This is a genomic window from Halomicrobium katesii DSM 19301 (assembly GCF_000379085.1).
Lineage (GTDB): Archaea > Halobacteriota > Halobacteria > Halobacteriales > Haloarculaceae > Halomicrobium > Halomicrobium katesii.
Genome location: NZ_KB905378.1, coordinates 1,431,415 through 1,448,300, shown reverse-complemented (window position 1 = coordinate 1,448,300; position 16,886 = coordinate 1,431,415). Strand labels below are relative to the sequence as shown.

At 67.0% G+C, this 16,886-nt stretch carries 15 protein-coding genes; 8 read left to right on the top strand and 7 right to left on the bottom strand.

The features are described from left to right. Positions 1–10: 10 nt before the first annotated feature. The 3 genes from HALKA_RS0107750 to HALKA_RS0107740 are packed head-to-tail and all read right to left on the bottom strand — an operon-like array spanning position 11 to position 3,453. Positions 11–1,207 (bottom strand): DUF418 domain-containing protein, encoded by a 1,197-nt coding sequence (locus HALKA_RS0107750; RefSeq protein ID WP_018257443.1) that lies wholly within the window; start codon positions 1,205–1,207, stop codon positions 11–13. Further along, on the bottom strand, positions 1,204–2,040 hold the full coding sequence (locus HALKA_RS0107745; RefSeq protein WP_018257442.1) for an MBL fold metallo-hydrolase: 837 nt from the start codon (positions 2,038–2,040) through the stop codon (positions 1,204–1,206). The genes HALKA_RS0107750 and HALKA_RS0107745 overlap by 4 nt, the downstream gene beginning before the upstream one ends. Before the next feature lie 39 nt (positions 2,041–2,079). Then, entirely contained in the window at positions 2,080–3,453 is a 1,374-nt protein-coding gene (locus tag HALKA_RS0107740) for an ATP-binding protein (RefSeq protein ID WP_018257441.1), read from the bottom strand. 138 nt (positions 3,454–3,591) lie between these two features. Here HALKA_RS0107740 and HALKA_RS0107735 point away from each other — a divergent pair, with 138 nt between their 5' ends. Beyond that, positions 3,592–4,731: a thiolase family protein gene (locus HALKA_RS0107735; protein ID WP_018257440.1), complete on the top strand. Its 1,140-nt coding sequence runs from the start codon at positions 3,592–3,594 to the stop codon at positions 4,729–4,731. 348 nt (positions 4,732–5,079) lie between these two features. Then, entirely contained in the window at positions 5,080–5,544 is a 465-nt protein-coding gene (locus tag HALKA_RS0107730) for a PaaI family thioesterase (RefSeq protein ID WP_018257439.1), read from the top strand. A 54-nt stretch (positions 5,545–5,598) separates the two neighbouring features. Here the strand turns inward: HALKA_RS0107730 and HALKA_RS0107725 are convergent, their stop codons facing one another. The 3 genes from HALKA_RS0107725 to HALKA_RS0107715 form a co-directional block, all read right to left on the bottom strand. Further along, positions 5,599–6,846 (bottom strand): ArsR/SmtB family transcription factor, encoded by a 1,248-nt coding sequence (locus tag HALKA_RS0107725; RefSeq protein ID WP_018257438.1) that lies wholly within the window; start codon positions 6,844–6,846, stop codon positions 5,599–5,601. A gap of 88 nt (positions 6,847–6,934) precedes the next feature. Continuing rightward, positions 6,935–8,827 (bottom strand): cation:proton antiporter domain-containing protein, encoded by a 1,893-nt coding sequence (locus HALKA_RS0107720; RefSeq protein ID WP_018257437.1) that lies wholly within the window; start codon positions 8,825–8,827, stop codon positions 6,935–6,937. A 76-nt stretch (positions 8,828–8,903) separates the two neighbouring features. Continuing rightward, positions 8,904–9,818, bottom strand: coding sequence for an MBL fold metallo-hydrolase (locus tag HALKA_RS0107715; protein WP_018257436.1), 915 nt, complete (start codon positions 9,816–9,818; stop codon positions 8,904–8,906). A gap of 95 nt (positions 9,819–9,913) precedes the next feature. Here HALKA_RS0107715 and katG point away from each other — a divergent pair, with 95 nt between their 5' ends. The 4 genes from katG to HALKA_RS21335 all read left to right on the top strand — a co-directional run bounded on the left by katG (position 9,914) and on the right by HALKA_RS21335 (position 13,480). Beyond that, complete coding sequence (gene katG / locus HALKA_RS0107710; RefSeq protein WP_018257435.1) at positions 9,914–12,115, top strand: catalase/peroxidase HPI; 2,202 nt, start codon at positions 9,914–9,916, stop codon at positions 12,113–12,115. 182 nt (positions 12,116–12,297) lie between these two features. Continuing rightward, entirely contained in the window at positions 12,298–12,573 is a 276-nt protein-coding gene (locus tag HALKA_RS0107705) for a DUF7571 family protein (RefSeq protein ID WP_015761721.1), read from the top strand. Between the two features lie 252 nt (positions 12,574–12,825). Further along, on the top strand, positions 12,826–13,314 hold the full coding sequence (locus HALKA_RS0107695; RefSeq protein ID WP_018257433.1) for a type II toxin-antitoxin system death-on-curing family toxin: 489 nt from the start codon (positions 12,826–12,828) through the stop codon (positions 13,312–13,314). Positions 13,315–13,339: 25 nt separating this feature from the next. Beyond that, on the top strand, positions 13,340–13,480 hold the full coding sequence (locus HALKA_RS21335; protein ID WP_018257432.1) for a hypothetical protein: 141 nt from the start codon (positions 13,340–13,342) through the stop codon (positions 13,478–13,480). Between the two features lie 25 nt (positions 13,481–13,505). Here HALKA_RS21335 and HALKA_RS0107685 read toward each other — a convergent pair whose 3' ends face one another. Next, entirely contained in the window at positions 13,506–14,354 is an 849-nt protein-coding gene (locus HALKA_RS0107685; protein ID WP_018257431.1) for an alpha/beta fold hydrolase, read from the bottom strand. A gap of 408 nt (positions 14,355–14,762) precedes the next feature. Here HALKA_RS0107685 and serS point away from each other — a divergent pair, with 408 nt between their 5' ends. After that, a complete protein-coding gene (gene serS, locus HALKA_RS0107680) occupies positions 14,763–16,148 on the top strand; it encodes a serine--tRNA ligase (protein ID WP_018257430.1) in 1,386 nt (461 codons plus the stop codon). Positions 16,149–16,372: 224 nt separating this feature from the next. Next, a complete protein-coding gene (locus tag HALKA_RS0107675; protein ID WP_018257429.1) occupies positions 16,373–16,852 on the top strand; it encodes an Lrp/AsnC family transcriptional regulator in 480 nt (159 codons plus the stop codon). Positions 16,853–16,886 lie beyond the last annotated feature (34 nt).

Below are 16,886 nucleotides of genomic sequence, written 5' to 3'. Positions count from 1 at the left end.
AGGCACGGAGTCAGCGCCACACGGGCTGGCGCTCGCCGTAGGTCAGGGTCCGCCAGCACCACTCGACCGGACCGAAGCGGAAGAATCGGAGCCACGCGACCGACAGCCCGATCTGGACGGCCCAGATCGCGACGACCACGCCCAGCAGTTCGACGCGATCGAGCCGCCCGAACAGCCCCAGCCCGTGGCCGTAGAAGATCGACGTGGCCAGGACCGTCTGGAACAGGTAGTTCGTGAAGGCAGTGCGACCGACGGCCGCCAGCGTCCGGGTGACGATCCCCGTCGGCCGCCAGCGCGTGTACAGCGTCACCGCGCCGACGTAGCCACCGGCCACGAGCAGGCTCCCCCAGTGGTTGAACTGTCGCCAGTACATCGCGGCCCCGGCCGACCAGTCGTTGGCCTCGATGTACCAGACGCCGGCCAGCACGACCAGGAGGCCGACGACGCCGACGGCGACGAGCCGGCGGTAAAACCGCGTCGAGCGCTCGCCGGTCAGCACGCCCCAGCGATAGAGCGCCATCCCGAGGAACATCGAGCCGCCGGCACGCCACAGCGTCGACCCGACGAAGCCGGAGGTCTGTCGCCAAAACGTCGTCGGGACACGATGGTCCATCTGTGCGAGCCACCCCGAGCGGTAGGTCGCGACCTCCCGCTGGAGGGTCGCCGCCGGGGGCTGCCACTGCTGGGCGATCACCGACGGCCCCTGAGCGATGGCGGCGAACAGCTCGGTGGCGAACGGTGCCAGCAGGAAGAGCACGCCGAGGCGGGCGAGCACCGCGGGCTCGCGGTTACGAAACGAGACGAGCAAGAGGCCACAGAGGGCGTAGGCGACCAGCACGTCGCCGTACCACAGGAGGTAGGCGTGGCCGAGCCCCGCGAGGAGGAGCCAGCCGATCCGGCGGTAGTACAGCCCCATCGCCGCCTCGCCGTCCCGGCGCTTGCTGTCGGTAAACAGCAGGATGCCAGCGCCGAACAGCGCCGAGAACAGCGTGATGAACTTCGACTTCGCGAAGACGTGGGCGGCCAGCCACGCCCAGTAGTTCGCGCCGGTGAGGTCGCCGTACGTCTGGGGGTTGAGCAGCACCAACTCGGGCATCGCGAACACCCAGACGTTGATGAGGAGGATGCCGAGCACTGCCAGCCCGCGGATGGCGTCGAGGCTCACGATCCGGTCCGATGGCGGCGTGGGCGTTGCGGCGTCGCTCATCGCTTCGCCCCCGTGAGCTCGAAGCGCTGGCCGTCAACCGCGATGTCGTCGCAAAAGGCCCGCTCGGGCGGCACGAAGTGGGCGGTGTGGACGATCCGATACCGGTCGGCGGCGAGGTCGTCGGCCAGCGCGCGGGCACCGGTCAGCGTCATGTGTTTGGTCCCGAACGTCCGGGGTCGGCCGGCGTCGTCGTAGTGATCGCCCCCGGCCGGGTGCTGCGAGCAGAGGTCGGCGTGGACGATCCCCTCGACGAGCGCGAGGTCCGCGCCCCGTAACACCTCGCGGGCGTCCTCGTCGATCGCGTAGCTCGTATCGCCCGAGATCGCGAGGCTCGCGCCGCTGTCGGGATCGTCGACGCGGAGGCCGTACGAGACGAGCGGCGGGTGGACGACCGGCACCAGCGTCACCTCGAAGCCCGCCGCCTCGAAGCGCTGGAACGGAGTCCGTCCGCGGACGGAGATCCGATCGAGGTAGTGATAGCGGTCCCGGATCGTCCCGGCGACGCTCGTGCCGGTCTGGGGGTCCGTCTCGTCGGCGGCGTACACCGGCAGCGAGTCGACCAGCCGGTAGACGTTGCCCAGCCCGTCGAGGTGGTCGAAGTGGACGTGCGTGACCACTGCGGCGTCGGGCAGCGGGACCGACTCGCGGAGGAACTGCTGGCGGAAGTCGGGACTGAAGTCGATCAGGAGCGATTCGCCGCTCGCGCGTTCGACGTGGACCGAAAAGCGAGTTCGCTCGACGCCGCGCTCGCGGGCGCGCTCGCAGGTGGCACAGTCACACCCGACCGTCGGCGTCCCCGTCGTGTTCCCCGTGCCCAGCAGCGTGACCTGCATCGTCCCCGGATGGGTCCCTCGCAGACAAAGGCGTGGCGGTCAGTGGTCGTGATCGTGATCGTGGCCGCCGTCCGGGGTCGCGCTCTCCGCGTTCTCGTCGGAATCCGCACCGGAAATATCGCCCCCGGCGACGAGCGCGTCGTGATCGCCGTCGATCATGTCCATGTTCTTGAGGTTGTCCCGCTCCTCGAAGTCGGTGACGGCGTCCCGGAGGTCCTGCTGGGTGAGCGTCGTCCGCTCCTCGGTCAGCGCTTCCAGCACTGCCTCGCGGAGGACGAGCCGGAGGTCGCTGCCGGTCAGGCCCTCGGTGAGTTCGGCCAGTTCGTCCGGTTCGAAGTCGACGATGTCCATCTCCTGGGTGACGACCCGGAGGATGTCCGAGCGCATGTCGCGGTCGGGCTTGGGGAAGTTGACGATCTCGTCGAAGCGCCGCCAGGCCGCGGCGTCGAGCTGGTCCGGGTGGTTGGTCGCGCCGATCAGGAGCACGTCGTCCTGGATGAGGCTGACCTCGTCGATCGACTTCAGGAGGGTGTTGACCGCGCGCTTGATCGCCGCGTGCTCGTCCGACGAGCGGGTCTTGGCGACGAAGTCGAACTCGTCCATGAAGAGGATACACGGCGAGAGTCGCTTGGCCACCTCGAAGGTCTTCTCGACGTTCTTGGCGGTCTCGCCGAGATACTGGGAGGTGATCATCGATAGCTTCACCTCGACGAAGGGGAGATCGAGGTCCTGTGCGAGCGCGCGGGCGACGCTCGTCTTCCCGGTGCCCGGCGGCCCGACAAAGAGGAGCTTCCCGATCTCGCGCAGCCCGATCTGGGCGAGGTAGTCGCGGTGCTCGATGGCCTTGACGATCTTGTGGATCTCGGCCTCCTGGTCGGGCGTGAGGACGAGCTGGTCCATCGTCATGTCGACCTCCTCGGGTGCTCGGACCTCGACGAGGTCGAGCATCCCCTCTTCTTCCTCTTCCTCGTCGAAGGCTTCGTCCAGCAAGGCGTCGATCAGCGCCCGGTCGGCGCGGGCGGGGCGGTTCTGCTGGCGCGCGCTCTCGTAGTCGACGCCGTCGACGCGGTCCTCGAAGGCCGCGGCCATGACCGGGTTGCGCTGGAGGCACTCGGCGTCGGTGCGCTTCTCGTACCACTCCTCGGCCATCTCTCGGTCGGTAAAGGAGATCGCGCCGGAGAACTCGTCACGGTCGGTAAACATCAGCTCCGAGACGGCTTCCCAGGGCCGTTCGATGCCGGTGGCGGTCGTGGCCGCGCTGCTGGTCGGCGTCAGCGGTCGCTCGATCTCCCCGTCGGTCCAGAACGCGGCCCGGTATCCCGGCGGGAGATCGTCGGGTTCCAGATCACGCTGTTCGGTGTAGATCTTCGTCGTCAGCAAGAACTCGACGATATCTAGCTCCGGATCACTCATTCCCAACCACGTACGCCGGGCACGGGGATAAGTGAATCGAACCCGGGCGTCCGTGGGAGGTCCTCGCGAGGGGTAAACGGACGACACCGGCCTCCGAGTTTGTGAGATTTTAACACGGCTGCGCTCCACGGTGGGTGTATGACACGGACACCAGTCGTCGTCGACGCGGTACGGACGCCCCAGGGCAAAGAAGACGGCGTGTACGCCGACACGCGGAGCGAAGACCTCTCGGTGCCGCTGATCAACCAGATGCTCGCGAGCACGGGCGTCGAGTCCGCGCAGGTCGACGACCTCGTGTGGGGCTGTGCCCAGCAACGGGGCGAGCAGGGCAACAACCTCGCACGCGTGATCGCGCTGCTCTCGGACCTCGGCGAGTCGGTGCCGGGGACGACGGTCAACCGCTGGTGTGCCTCCTCGGCACAGGCGATCACGACCGCCGCAGACGCCATCGCCGCCGGACAGCGCGAGTGCGTGATCGCCGGCGGCGTCGAGTCGATGTCCCGGGTCAAGATGGGCGAGAACACCCACAACGTCCACCCAAAGCTCGCCGAACTGTACAACATCGGCGAGCTACAGATGGGGATGACCGCCGAGAAGGTCGCCGACGAGTACGACGTGGCTCGACGGGAACAGGACGAGTACGCCCTGCGGAGCCAGCAACGCGCCGCCGAGGCCACCGAGTCCGGTCGGTTCGACGACGAGATCGTCCCGATCGAGACCGACGACGGCCCCGTCGACGCCGACGAGGGTATTCGCCCCGACACCACGCTGGAGAAGCTGGGCGAACTCCCCACCGTCTTCAAGTCCGACGGCTCCGTCACGCCCGGCAACGCCTCGCAGGTGTCGGACGGCGCTGCCGGCCTCATGCTCACCTCGGAGGCCTTCGCCGAGGAACACGGGCTCGACGTGCTGGCGGAGGTCGGCGACCACTCCGTGGCCGGCGTCGACCCGACGGTCATGGGCATCGGTCCGGTCCCGGCCGTCGAGTCGCTGTGTGAGCGGACCGGTCGCGACCCAGCGGAGTACGATCTGGTCGAACTCAACGAGGCCTTCGCCAGCCAGACGCTGTACTGCCAGCGCGAACTGGGCTTCGACGACGACAGCTTCAACGTCAACGGCGGGGCCATCGCGATCGGCCACCCGCTGGGAGCCAGCGGCGCACGCCTGCCGGTGACGCTGATCCACGAGATGAACAAACGGGACGCGGAACTCGGGCTGGCGACCGAGTGTGTCGGCTTCGGACAGGGCCAGGCCATCGAGTTCCGTCTGCCCCAGTAGCACCGGCGTCCGGCGACCGCGTCGCCGGTTCTCCGAACGCGAGCCGATAGCTCGCGTTCGGCCTTTTTCGCCCACGTTTTTGCGCAAGTGGTTCCCGCAGTGAGCGGTGCGAGGCGCGCCGAAGGCGGGCCTCGAGGCGAACGGGGAGGGACGACCCGTGAGCAAAGCGAACGAGGGAACCCGCAGCGGAAAAAGGTGGAGGGCCAGGCCATCGAGTTCCGTCTGCCCCAGTAGCACCGGCGTCCGGCGAGCGAGCGGTCCGGCAGGTCGCCGATCAGTGAGAGACCACAGAGCGCCAGTTTCGGGGCGTTCTCGCAGGTTTATCTGTTCGGCGACGCTGAGAGCGGTATGGAAATCGGAGCGATGTTCGAGCAGATCCCGTTCGCCGCGGAGCTGGGTATCGAATTCGACGAGGTGGCGGACGGCCACGCCGAGGGCCGCCTGCCGCTGCGCGAGGAGCACTCCTCGAACCCGGGCCGGCAGATCGCCCACGGCGGCGTCACGTTCTCACTGGCCGACACCGTCGGCGGCGCGGCCGTCGTCTCGAAGTCCGAGTCCGTCTCGCCGACGATCGACATGCGGATCGACTACCTCGCGCCGGCGACCGCGGACTTGCGGGCCGTCGCCGACGTGATCCGGTCGGGAGCGAGCGTGGCGACCGTCGACATCGAGGTGTACGACGCCGACGACCACCACGTGGCCAGCGCCCGCGGCGTCTACAAGACCGGCGGCCAGGGCGAGGAGACCCCCTGGACCGACGGGACCGACGTCGAGCCAGCCAGCAACCGCGCGGAACAGCGATCCGAGGAGTGACACACGTCGCACTCCGGGACGGGAGAGAGCCGACGACGGTGACAGCCAGCAGCGTCAGTCCCAGATGTCCCCGAACGCGTCCGACACGACTCGATCGCCGACGAGCGCGGCAGTCTCGTTGGTGAACGCCCCGGCGCTACTGTTCGTGCGCTTGATCGTGGTCAGCGGCGACCCCATGCCGCCGGCCCGTTCGAAGACGAACGCACCGCCAGCGGCCTGCCCGGTCGTGTTCTGCGGGAAGTCGGCCCCACCACGGAACGAGCGCTGCTTGCTGGCGACGATCCGTTCGGCGGCTGCCCCGTCGCCCGATTCGACGTAGGCGAACTGCGTCGTGACGTTTGCGTCCCGCGAGAGACCGCCGGGATCGAACGTCGTCGTCTCGAAGCGGACGACCAGGAGACTGCCGGAGACGGCTCCGACCTCGTCGCGGTGTTCGACGGTGGCACCCCGGTCGCGAAGCGTCGCGGAAAGTCGCTCGGTGAGTGGGGCCGCCAGCACGTCGTTGTCGCCGGTGACGACGAGGTGGACGGTCTGGTTCGGGAGGTCCGGGACACCGGCGTCGGCCGGCGTCGCGGAGACCGACGCCGCCGAAGTGTGGTGGAAGTAGTCGTTCGAAACGGCTGGACTGTACGCCAGGGCGACCGGTGTCGTACACACGCCGACGAGGAGTATGCACGACGCGAGGAGTGTTCGTCGTTGCATCGTGTTGAACTGAGAGAGCCGGCGGGGGTCGAACGGGAAGCTGCGTTCGCCGTCGGTGGAAGCGTACGTCACGATGAGGGTCGTGACGGCCCCCGTCGCCGGAACGAGTATCGTCTTCGGGTTCGAGGCCCCCGACACGGCCGACTGCTCGATACCGCCGACCAGTTCCGTCGCTGTCTCGAACAGTGCGTACAGGAGCCCGAAGGCGAGGAAGCCACCGAGAAATCGTTTGAGCTTCGCGATGAGACCCTGTTTGCGGTCGTCGGTGCCGAGGAACACGATGGCCGGGTTATCACACGGGCCGTACACCGCCATCTCTTTGCCCCGAGCGGAGTACCGCGTCTCGGTGACCCGGACGAGATCCACCGCTTCGAGCTTCTCGATGTGATACATGACGTTCTGGATCGTCGTGTCCGCTCGCTCTGCGAGTTCCGCGGGCGTACCCGGCGTGCGGTGGATCTCCGCCAGCACCGTCCGCGTCGTCTGCGAGGAGAGCGCGTCGAAGACCGCGTCGGCTTCCTCGTCGTCGACATCGAGCAACCGCAGCGGTCCGTCCTGGGACGACTCGGTCTCCGAGCGCGAGGAGGGCAACAGCGACATACTGGTCGTACGAAGCAGGGAGCCATTAGCATTTAGTGATGTCTCTGTGTTCAACGGCGATTGAACACAGGACGACGAGAGAGAAGTATCATTCAACCGATGAGTCGACCATCTGCATCCCCTCGCGAACGGATTCGCGACCGCCCAGCAGCGTGATCATGTCGCCTTTCTCGATGACGAAGTCGGCTGTGGGCACCGTCGTCTCGCCGTCCCGAGTGACCAGGGCGATCAGGCAGGCGTCGGGCAGCATGGAGCCGATCTCGTTAATCGGTTTCCCGACGAACGTCCCGCCACAGACCTCGACTTCCTGTACGTCGCCCTCGTGGCCGATGTCGGTCATCCAGTTGGCGATCGCCGGGCGTTCGATCTGGTTGTCCATCGCCCAGGCCGTCGCCATCGACGAGGAGATGGTCCGAACGCCCAGATCCTCGAACGCCTCGACGTTGTCGGGGTTGTTGGCCCGTGCGATGACTCTCTCCACGTCGAACTTCGAGGACGCCAGCTGTGACACGAGCAGGTTCACGTCGTCGTCACCGGTGGCGGCGGCGACGATCTTGGCGTTGTCGGCCCCGGCGGAACGTAACGTGTCCGTGTCGGCTCCGTCGCCGTACTCGACGGTGTAGCCGGCGTTGCGCGCCGATTCGACGACTGATTGATTCTTCTCGATGATGACGATGTTCTCGCCGCGGTCTTCGAGGCGTTCGGCGAGCGACCGGCCCACCTTACCGCCTCCGACGATGATGACTCGCATTGGTATCACGTCCAGGTATTCTGCGATGTAGCGCGCGAGGCCACCTTCGAAGATGGCCGTCAGCAGGATCGCGAGGAAGACGACCCCCAGCAGGAGACTGGCCTCCTCTGGGAGCCCTTCGGATCGGAGTTGGACGGCAAACAGCGTCGCGACCGACGCGGGAATGATCCCGCGGGGACCGACGAGGCTCATGAACGTCCGCTCCTGTAGCGTGAAGCGGTCGCCGACGGTCGAGATAAAGATCAGGAGCGGGCGCAAGACGAGCGCGATGATCACGACGACGGCGACGCCCGCGAGCCCGACCGTCTGCAGAGTCGAGAACTCCAGCAGGGCCGCGAGCGTGATGAAGACAAAGGAGAGGACGATGAGCGTGATGTCGCCCTTGAAGTCCTCGATGTCTTCCTCGTAGGGGATGTCGGCGTTGCCAAGCAGGAAGCCGGCTGTCGCGACGGCGGCGACGCCGGCCTCACTCGCGACCGAGTTAGCCGAGGCGTAGGCGACCAGCGCCCCCGCGAGGACGAGCAGTCGGGCGTTGCGCGGTGCGTCTCCTGGTGCGAGATCCACGTACCGGACGAGGTAGTACAGCACACCGGCGACGACGACCCCGAAGAAGAGGCCGATCCCGAGTCGCCCGCCAAACCCCCGTAACAGCCCCTGAAAGCTGCCTGCTGGATTGACGATCTCGAAGAAGACGACGGCCAGAATGGCGGCGCTCACGTCGTTGACGATCCCCTCGGTCTCCAGGGTGGCCGCGACCCGGTCACGGACCGGGACGATGTCGAGGATCGGCGTGACGACGGTTGGCCCCGTCGCGGTCAACAGCGCGCCGATCGTCAGCGAGAGCGCCCAGGAGGCTCCGAGGGCGAACCGGACCGCGATAGCGGTCCCGAGCAGCGCGATGAGCGCACCGACCGTGACGACTCGCAACGCCGCTGCCGGTGCTTCTCTGATGCGTTCGACCCTGAGGTGAAACGCCCCCTCGAAGACGATGATCGCGACCGACAGGCCGACGATCGCCGGCAGGGCGTCACCGAACGACGCCGGGTCGATGACCCGGCCACCGAGGAAGGGGAGAGAGTCGGACAGATAGCCCGAGATAGGGCCCAGCAAGAGGCCGGCACCGATGTAGAAGATGATGGTCGGGATCTGGAGGCGGTCCGCGAGCAGCTGAGCGAGGACGCCGATCGCAGTGATCCCTGCGACGAGAAGTATCAGTTCAGTAGCCGCCATCTACACGAATGCACGGAGTCGGTCCGTATAAACGCACTCACTCGCGGCAGTGTCACATCACACACCGGTCTGGCGATTACGCGTCCTCGCCGCGGCGGTCGAGATACGTCAGGACGCCGCGAACGTTCATGGCGACCTCGGCCCGCGCCTTGTGGTCGCTCCAGACGGCGGGCGTCTCGACGGTCTCGACGAAGTGGTCGACGACCGCCTCGTCGGCGGCGTAGTCCGTGCGTGCGGTCTCGACGGCCTCGACCCACGTTTCGAGGGCCGTGGCGTACTCGTCGAGGCGGGCGTCGGTCCGGGCCGGGCCGTAGTGTGCGTAGCAGAGCCACGTCCGATCGAGGTCGGCGAGCATCGCCACGTCGTCGAGGGCACCGTCGAGATCGAAGTTCGGCGGCGGGCTCGTCACGTGGACCTCGTCGGTCGAGGGCGTGTAGATACCGGCCGCGTCGGCGGTGAAGACGGCGTCCAGTTCCGGCGCGTCGAAGACGACCTGATGGGGTGCGTGGCCGGGCGCGTGACGGGCACGGAGACGGTGGTCGCCGAGGTCGATCGCGTCGCCGTCGGTCAGCGTCTCGATACGCGACTCGGGTATCGGCGTCGGCTCGGTGTAGTAGTCGATCTGGTCGCCGACGGCCTGTTTCGTGCCGGCCCAGAGGCGAGCGGGATCGACGAGGTGGCGCGCCCCCGACTCGTGGACGAACACGGTCGCGTTCGGGCACGCCTCCACGAGGGGACCCGCGCCGCCAGCGTGATCGAGGTGGACGTGCGTGAGCGCGATCACGTCGAGCGCCTCGGGAGCGACGCCGGCCGCTTCGAGGAGATCGAGGACGCGCTCGACGTTGGTTCCCAGACCCGTGTCCACCAGCGCCGGCCGGTCGCCGTCGACGAGGTAGACGGAGCCGTACTCCTCGACATCGTACATGCCGGTGTCGACGTACCAGCAGTCGTCGTGTACCGCTCGTGCTCGAACGGCGTCGCCGATTGCCATACGACGAGTGGGGAGCGGCGACGCGTTAAAGCCACCGCCACTTTGGCATATGCCAAAACAACTGTTTTTGAGGAGGCTCTGCACGGGACTAATAGATGGCAGACAACAGTCCAACATCCGGAACAGAACTGAGTACGAGCGGATCGACCGCCTGGCCCGAGCGAACGTCGAACGACGAGTGGTGGCCCGAGCGGCTGAGCCTGGAGATTCTCGACCAGAACGTCCGCGACGCGGACCCGCTGGGCGAGGACTTCGACTACGCCGAGGAGTTCCAGAAGCTCGACCTCGAAGCAGTGAAAGCGGACATCGAGGACGTACTCACGGACTCGAAAGACTGGTGGCCGGCCGACTACGGCCACTACGGTCCGTTCATGATTCGGATGGCCTGGCACAGCGCCGGGACCTACCGGTCCTACGACGGCCGCGGCGGCGCGGCAGGCGGACGACAGCGCTTCGCCCCGATCAACAGCTGGCCCGACAACGCCAACCTCGACAAGGCCCGACGCCTGCTGTGGCCCGTCAAGCAGAAGTACGGCAAGCGCCTCTCGTGGTCTGACCTGATCGTGCTGGCGGGCAACGTCGCCATCGAGTCGATGGGCTTCAAGACCGTCGGCTTCGGCGGCGGCCGCGAGGACGCCTTCGACACCGACAAGGCGGTCAACTGGGGTCCCGAAGAGGAGATGGAGACCAACGAACGCTTCGAGGAGCCCGGCGAGATCCAGGAGGGGCTCGGTGCCTCCGTCATGGGGCTCATCTACGTGAATCCCGAAGGCCCGGACGGTAACCCCGACCCCGAGGCGTCGGCCAAGAACATCCGACAGACGTTCTCGCGGATGGCGATGACCGACAAGCAGACGGCGGCGCTGATCGCCGGCGGCCACACGTTCGGGAAGGTCCACGGCGCGGACGATCCCGATCAGAACCTCGGTCCCGAGCCGGAAGCGGCCCCCATCGAACAGCAGGGCCTCGGCTGGAAAAACGAGAGCGGCTCCAAGGGCGGCGAGATGATCACCAGCGGGATCGAAGGCCCCTGGACGCAGGACCCGACCTGGTGGGACATGGGCTACGTCGACAACCTGCTCGACTACGAGTGGGAGCCCGAGCGCGGCCCCGGCGGCGCGTGGCAGTGGGCACCGAAAGGCGAAGAGCTGGAAGACAGCGTGCCCGACGCGCACGACCCGGACGGGACCCAGACCCCCATGATGCTGACGACCGACATCGCGCTCAAGCGCGACCCCGACTACCGGGAGATCATGGAGGAGTTCCAGGAGAGCCCCATGGAGTTCGGGATGGCCTTCGCGAAGGCCTGGTACAAGCTGACCCACCGCGACATGGGTCCGCCCGAGCGGCTGCTGGGCCCGGAAGTGCCCGACGAGACGATGGTCTGGCAGGACCCGGTCCCGGAAGTCGATCACGAACTGATCGGGGACGCGGAGATCGCCGACCTCAAAGGAGAGCTCCTCGACGCGGACCTCTCGACCGCTCAGCTGGTCACGACCGCCTGGGCGTCGGCCTCGACCTACCGCGACAGCGACAAGCGCGGCGGCGCGAACGGTGCCCGACTCCGTCTCGAACCCCAGCGTAGCTGGGAGGTCAACCAGCCCGAGGAACTCGAAGCGATCCTCGAAACCTACGAGGAGATCCGGGCGGAGTTCAACGAGGGCCGATCCGACGACGTGCGCGTCTCGCTGGCGGACCTGATCGTCCTCGGTGGCAACGCGGCCGTCGAGGAAGCCGCGGCCGCGGCCGGCTACGAGGTCGACGTGCCGTTCGAGCCGGGCCGGACCGACGCCACCGCCGAACAGACAGACGCCGACTCCTTCGAGGCGCTGAAGCCGAAGGTCGACGGGTTCCGCAACTACATCCGGGACGGCCTCGAACAGCCGGCCGAGACGCTGCTGGTCGACAAGGCCGACCTCCTGAATCTGGGTCCCGACGAGATGACCGCGCTGGTCGGCGGCATGCGCACGCTCGGCGCGACGTACGACGGCTCGGATCTGGGCGTCTTCACCGACGAACCGGGGACGCTGGACAACGACTTCTTCGCGAACCTGCTCAGCATGGACACCGAGTGGGAAGAAGCCAGCGAGGGAACCCAGGTCTACGAGGGGTACGACCGCGACACGAGCGAGCACAAGTGGACGGGTACCCGCGCGGACCTGATCTTCGGGTCCCAGTCCCGACTGCGGGCGATCGCCGAAGTGTACGCGGCCGACGACGGCGAGGAACAGCTCGTCGAGGACTTCGTCGAGGCCTGGACGAAGGTCATGCAGGCCGACCGCTTCGACCCCGAATAGAGCCCCCGTCCGTGCCTGCCGAGACACGGGCCGGAGCGCGATCGAGCAGACGACAGCCACTTTTCGCAGTCGCCGGAGCACTGGAGTGACGCGCCGAGTTCGTTTCACGACAGATCGCTGGCAGAACTCACTGCAGGCGGTAGGACTATGTGTCGGTATCACATGGTGTGCAGTGGATCGCTATGCAACCGTGCCACAACTGCCAGGCGGCTATCGACGAGTACCTCTTGGACAAACACCTCGAACCCCTGCGCGAGCTGACGGTCGACGACTTCAACCTCTGTGTCGACTGTACGACAGTGGTCGAGGACGCGTGCGTGGAGTGTGGCGGCGCGGTCTACGTTCCGAGAAGCGAGTCCACGGTGCCGGACTACTGTCCGGCGTGTCGGTCCGAGCACATCGCGGAGACCGGCGAAGATCCCGGCTGGACGGTCGACGCCCAGTCGAAACGCGTCTAGCCGAACGTCCCGTTTTGCCGCCGAATCGACCGCCGTACTGCGGCCGTCCCGTCACCGCCCCGGAGCGGCGAGACCGGTCACCGACGGCAGCCGGCGGAATCACTCGACCGCGTCCAGCAGAATCGCCTCGAAGTGCTCGACCAGCGTCGAGTAGTGGCCCGCGTCGACGGCGGTCGCACTGCACGGAGTTGCGGAACGAATGATGCCTGCCGATGCCAAAGATCAAATCGTTCGCGCGTGGACTGCCAGTGAATGGCCGATTCGTACTGGTACCCCGGTGTCGAAGACGTACTCGCGATCCACGAGGACATCGTCAGCGAGTACGACGACACCAGCCCGGGCGTCCAGAACGAGGGAGACATCGAGTTCGCGCTCGACTACGTCGAACACGGCAACTTCGGGACGGTTCCGGAGACACTCCACGCGAAAGCCTATCATCTCACTCGACTCCTGGTCGCCAACCACCCGTTCGTGGACGGCAACAAACGGACTGCCCTCAACACGACCGCCGTGTTCTACTTCCTGAACGGTTACCGGTTCGCATACGACGACGAGATCAGAACGATCTTGCGAGCGTTCGGGACCGACGCCGAGACCGGCGACGAGGACGCGGTAACCGAGTATCTTCGAACGAACACCGCACCGATCGATCTGGCAGGTGAAATCAGTCAGTGGCGCGAGGAGCTCGTTCGGTACGGGGTCGGCGAGTTGACGACGGACCGATCGGATCCGAACGATTAACGGCTCTCGGGATACAGATTCAACTATGGCGACAGACGAACCGTCCGAGGCGGACTCGCCGCTCGACGACGTGATGGCGGACATCCGTCGCGAGTTGGTTCGGCGCGTTGCCACGGCAGACCGGGACGAACACCGGGACATCTACGACGCGCTCGAACACGAGTAGGCCGGCATCGGCCAGTTCGAGACCACTATCTTGTCGCGTCCAGCAGAATCGCCTCGAAGTGCTCGACCAGCGTCGAGTAGTGGCCCGCGTCGACGACGCTCACGTCGGTGTCGGGCAGTCGGCTGGCGACGGCCTGGGCGACCCGGAGCGGGACTCGCTCGTCCTGACGGCCGTGCCACAGCGACAGCGTCCGGGCGCAGTCGGCGAGGTCGAACCCCCAGGGATCCCCCAGCATCGGGAACTCGTGGGCCGGCCCGCGCCCGCCCTGAGCGAACGCCTCGGCGGCGTCGGCCACGACGACGGTGCCGTCGGGAGCGGCAAACAGCTCGCGGTCGGCGTCGGACGCGCCGCTCTCGATGGCCTCGCGGAACGGTCCGAGCCAGTGGCGCGCCAGCCAGCCCGTCAGCCCGAACAGCCCCCGCGAGAGCCCCGGAACCGATCTGGTGGCGGCCGTCAGCCGGCGGTTCGCCGCCGTGGCGTACTCCCGAGTCTCCGGCGGACCGGGACTGCTGACGAGGACGGCCCGCTCGACGCGGTCGAGTGCGTGAGCACAGGCGGCCGCGTGGGGACCGCCGGCCGAGAAGCCGACGACGGAGAGGGTGTCGAGATCGAGCATCTTGGCCAGCGTCCGCACGTCGTCGGCCCAGTCCAGCAGGTCCCGGTCGGGCCGGAAGTCGGACGCGCCAAAGCCCGGCCGGTCCGGCGCGATCAGCCGGGCGTCGTGGTGCTGGGCCGTCTCGTCGAACAGCGACCACAGCAGCCGGGAACCGGGGTTGCCGTGGAGACACACCACCGGCCGCCCGTCGGTGCGGCCGTACTCCTCGTAGGCCAGCCGCCGCCCGTCGCCGACGACGACCGTCTCCGGCTCGGTCATTGGCGGCTGTTCTTGCCGGTCGGTCTTATAGGCGGGCGGTCCCAACAGTAGTACCTGGTGTCGCTAGGGGTCGACGAGACAGTGATCGGCGGTGCCAACGAGTACCGAAAGCCCTCACCCCACTCGTCTGTCGAGCCATTCGCTCGCCAGTGGCTCGCGAAGACCTCTCACAGTGCCGTCGCTCGACGGAGCGAGCGACAGCGCGCGCCACGTCGTTGCTGTGAGCATCCGGGCGACCGAGCGGTCCGAAGGACCCGGAAGGTCGCCCGGTTCACCGCGAGCGCGCCGAAGGCGCGACTCGCGGCCTTTTTCGCCCACGTTTTTGCGCAAGCGGTGCGCCGGAGGCGCACCCGCAGCGGAAAAAGGTGGATCGGAATGATTAGGGCCGGGCGTGGACAACCGCCGTCCATGTTGAGCAGACAGTTCGTCCGTGAGAACGCCGAAATGGTCCGAGAGGCCATCGAGCGGAAGGGCGTCACGGGCGTCGACCTCGACGAGATCCTGCGGATCGACGCGGAGTGGCGCGAGCTGAAGGCGGAGGGCGACGACCTGCGCCACCAGCGCAACGAGGTCTCCAGCGAGATCGGCGAGTACAAGCGCGAGGGCGAGGAGGAGAAGGCCCAGGACGCAATCGAGCGCTCAAGCGAGCTGAAAGCGGAGCTCCAGCGCGTCGAGGACCGCGCCGACGAACTCGAAGCGAAGCTGGAGGCGCGCCTGCTGGAGATCCCCAACGTCCCTCACGAGTCGGTGCCGGTCGGCGAGGGCGAGGACGACAACGTCGAGCGCTACCGCGAGGGGTTCGACGACCTGTGGACCCTGCCCGAGGACGTGGTCCCTCACTACGAGCTGGGCGAGCGACTCGACATTCTGGACTTCGAGCGCGGCGCGAAGGTTTCGGGCGGCGGCTTCCAGTTCGTCAAGGGCGAGGGCGCACGGCTGGAGTACGCGCTGATCCAGTTCATGCTCGACGTACACCGCGAGCAGGAGTACATCGACGTGTTCCCGCCGCTGCCGGTCAACAGCGAGTCGATGCGTGGGACCGGCCAGCTGCCGAAGTTCGCCGAGGACGCCTACCGCATCGGTGCCCGACAGGACGACGACCACGACGACGACGACCTGTGGCTGCTCCCGACCGCGGAGGTGCCGGTGACCAACATGTACCGCGACGAGATCCTGCTGGACGACGATCTCCCGATCAAACACCAGGCGTTCTCGCCGAACTTCCGGCGCGAGGCCGGCGAACACGGGACCGAGACCCGGGGGTACGTCCGGGTCCACCAGTTCAACAAGGTCGAACTCGTGAACTTCGTCCGGCCGGAGAACAGCTACGAGCGTCTCGAAGGACTGCTCTCCGAGGCCGAGGAAGTGCTCGACCGCCTGGACCTGCCCTACCGCGTGCTGGACATGTGTACCGGCGACATGGGGTTCACCCAGGCCAAGAAGTACGACATCGAAGTGTGGGCACCCGGCGACGACATGGACGACGGCCCCGAGGAGGGCGGGCGCTGGCTGGAGGTGTCCTCGGTCTCGAACTTCGAGGACTTCCAGGCCCGCCGCGCGGGCATCCACTACCGGCCCGAGCGCCACGAGTCCGCGGAGTACCTCCACACGCTCAACGGCAGCGGCGTCGCCGTCCCGCGGGTGATGGTTGCGATCATGGAGTACTACCAGAACGACGACGGCACGATCACCGTCCCCGAACCGCTCCGGCCGTACATGGGCGGTCAGGAAGTCATCGAAGGCCACGAGCCCGTCGGGGAGAGCGCCGTCGGCGAAGGCGACGGCGACGCCTGATACGGACGGTTGTAGGCGTTTACCAAGTCGACCGCACGACGGCGTGCGGTCGATCTGGTAAAGACCTACAACGTTCCGTATGAAGCGGTCGTCCGAGCGTCCGATAGGGGGGGACGGCCGGCGACGAGCGAGTCCGCTGGCGGCGTCGGGTGGGAGTCGGAATCGGAAGCTGACGCCGCTGTGACGGGGAATGCCTATCTGTATCCGGTCCGTGACCGAAACGCATGACGCTCGAAGGACTCGACGAGCTGGACAAAAAGATCATCCACGAACTACAGACCGACGCGCGCCACACGTCTTCCGGAACGATCGCCGACGCGGCCGACGTCTCGGCCAGCACGGTCCGAAACAGGATCCAGCGACTGGAACAACAGGGCCTCATCAGCGGGTACCACGCCGACGTGGAGTACGAGAGCGCCGGCTACCAGCTGTACACGCTGATCATCTGTACCGCGCCGGTCCCCCGGCGAGAGGAGCTGGCCGAAGCGGCTCTGGAAGTGCCGGGCGTCGTCCGCGTGACGGAGGTCATGACCGGCGAGGAGAACGTCCACGTCAGCGTCGTCGGGGCGGACGGCGACGATCTCAGCCGCATCGGTCGGGACCTCGACGAGCTCGGGCTGGAAGTCGCCGACGAGGACCTCATCCGAAGCGAACACGTGGACGCGTTCGACGGCTTCGACGCCGACTGTGAGGACAGGTCGTAAACATAGATACAGCAAATCTATCGAATCGTCAATT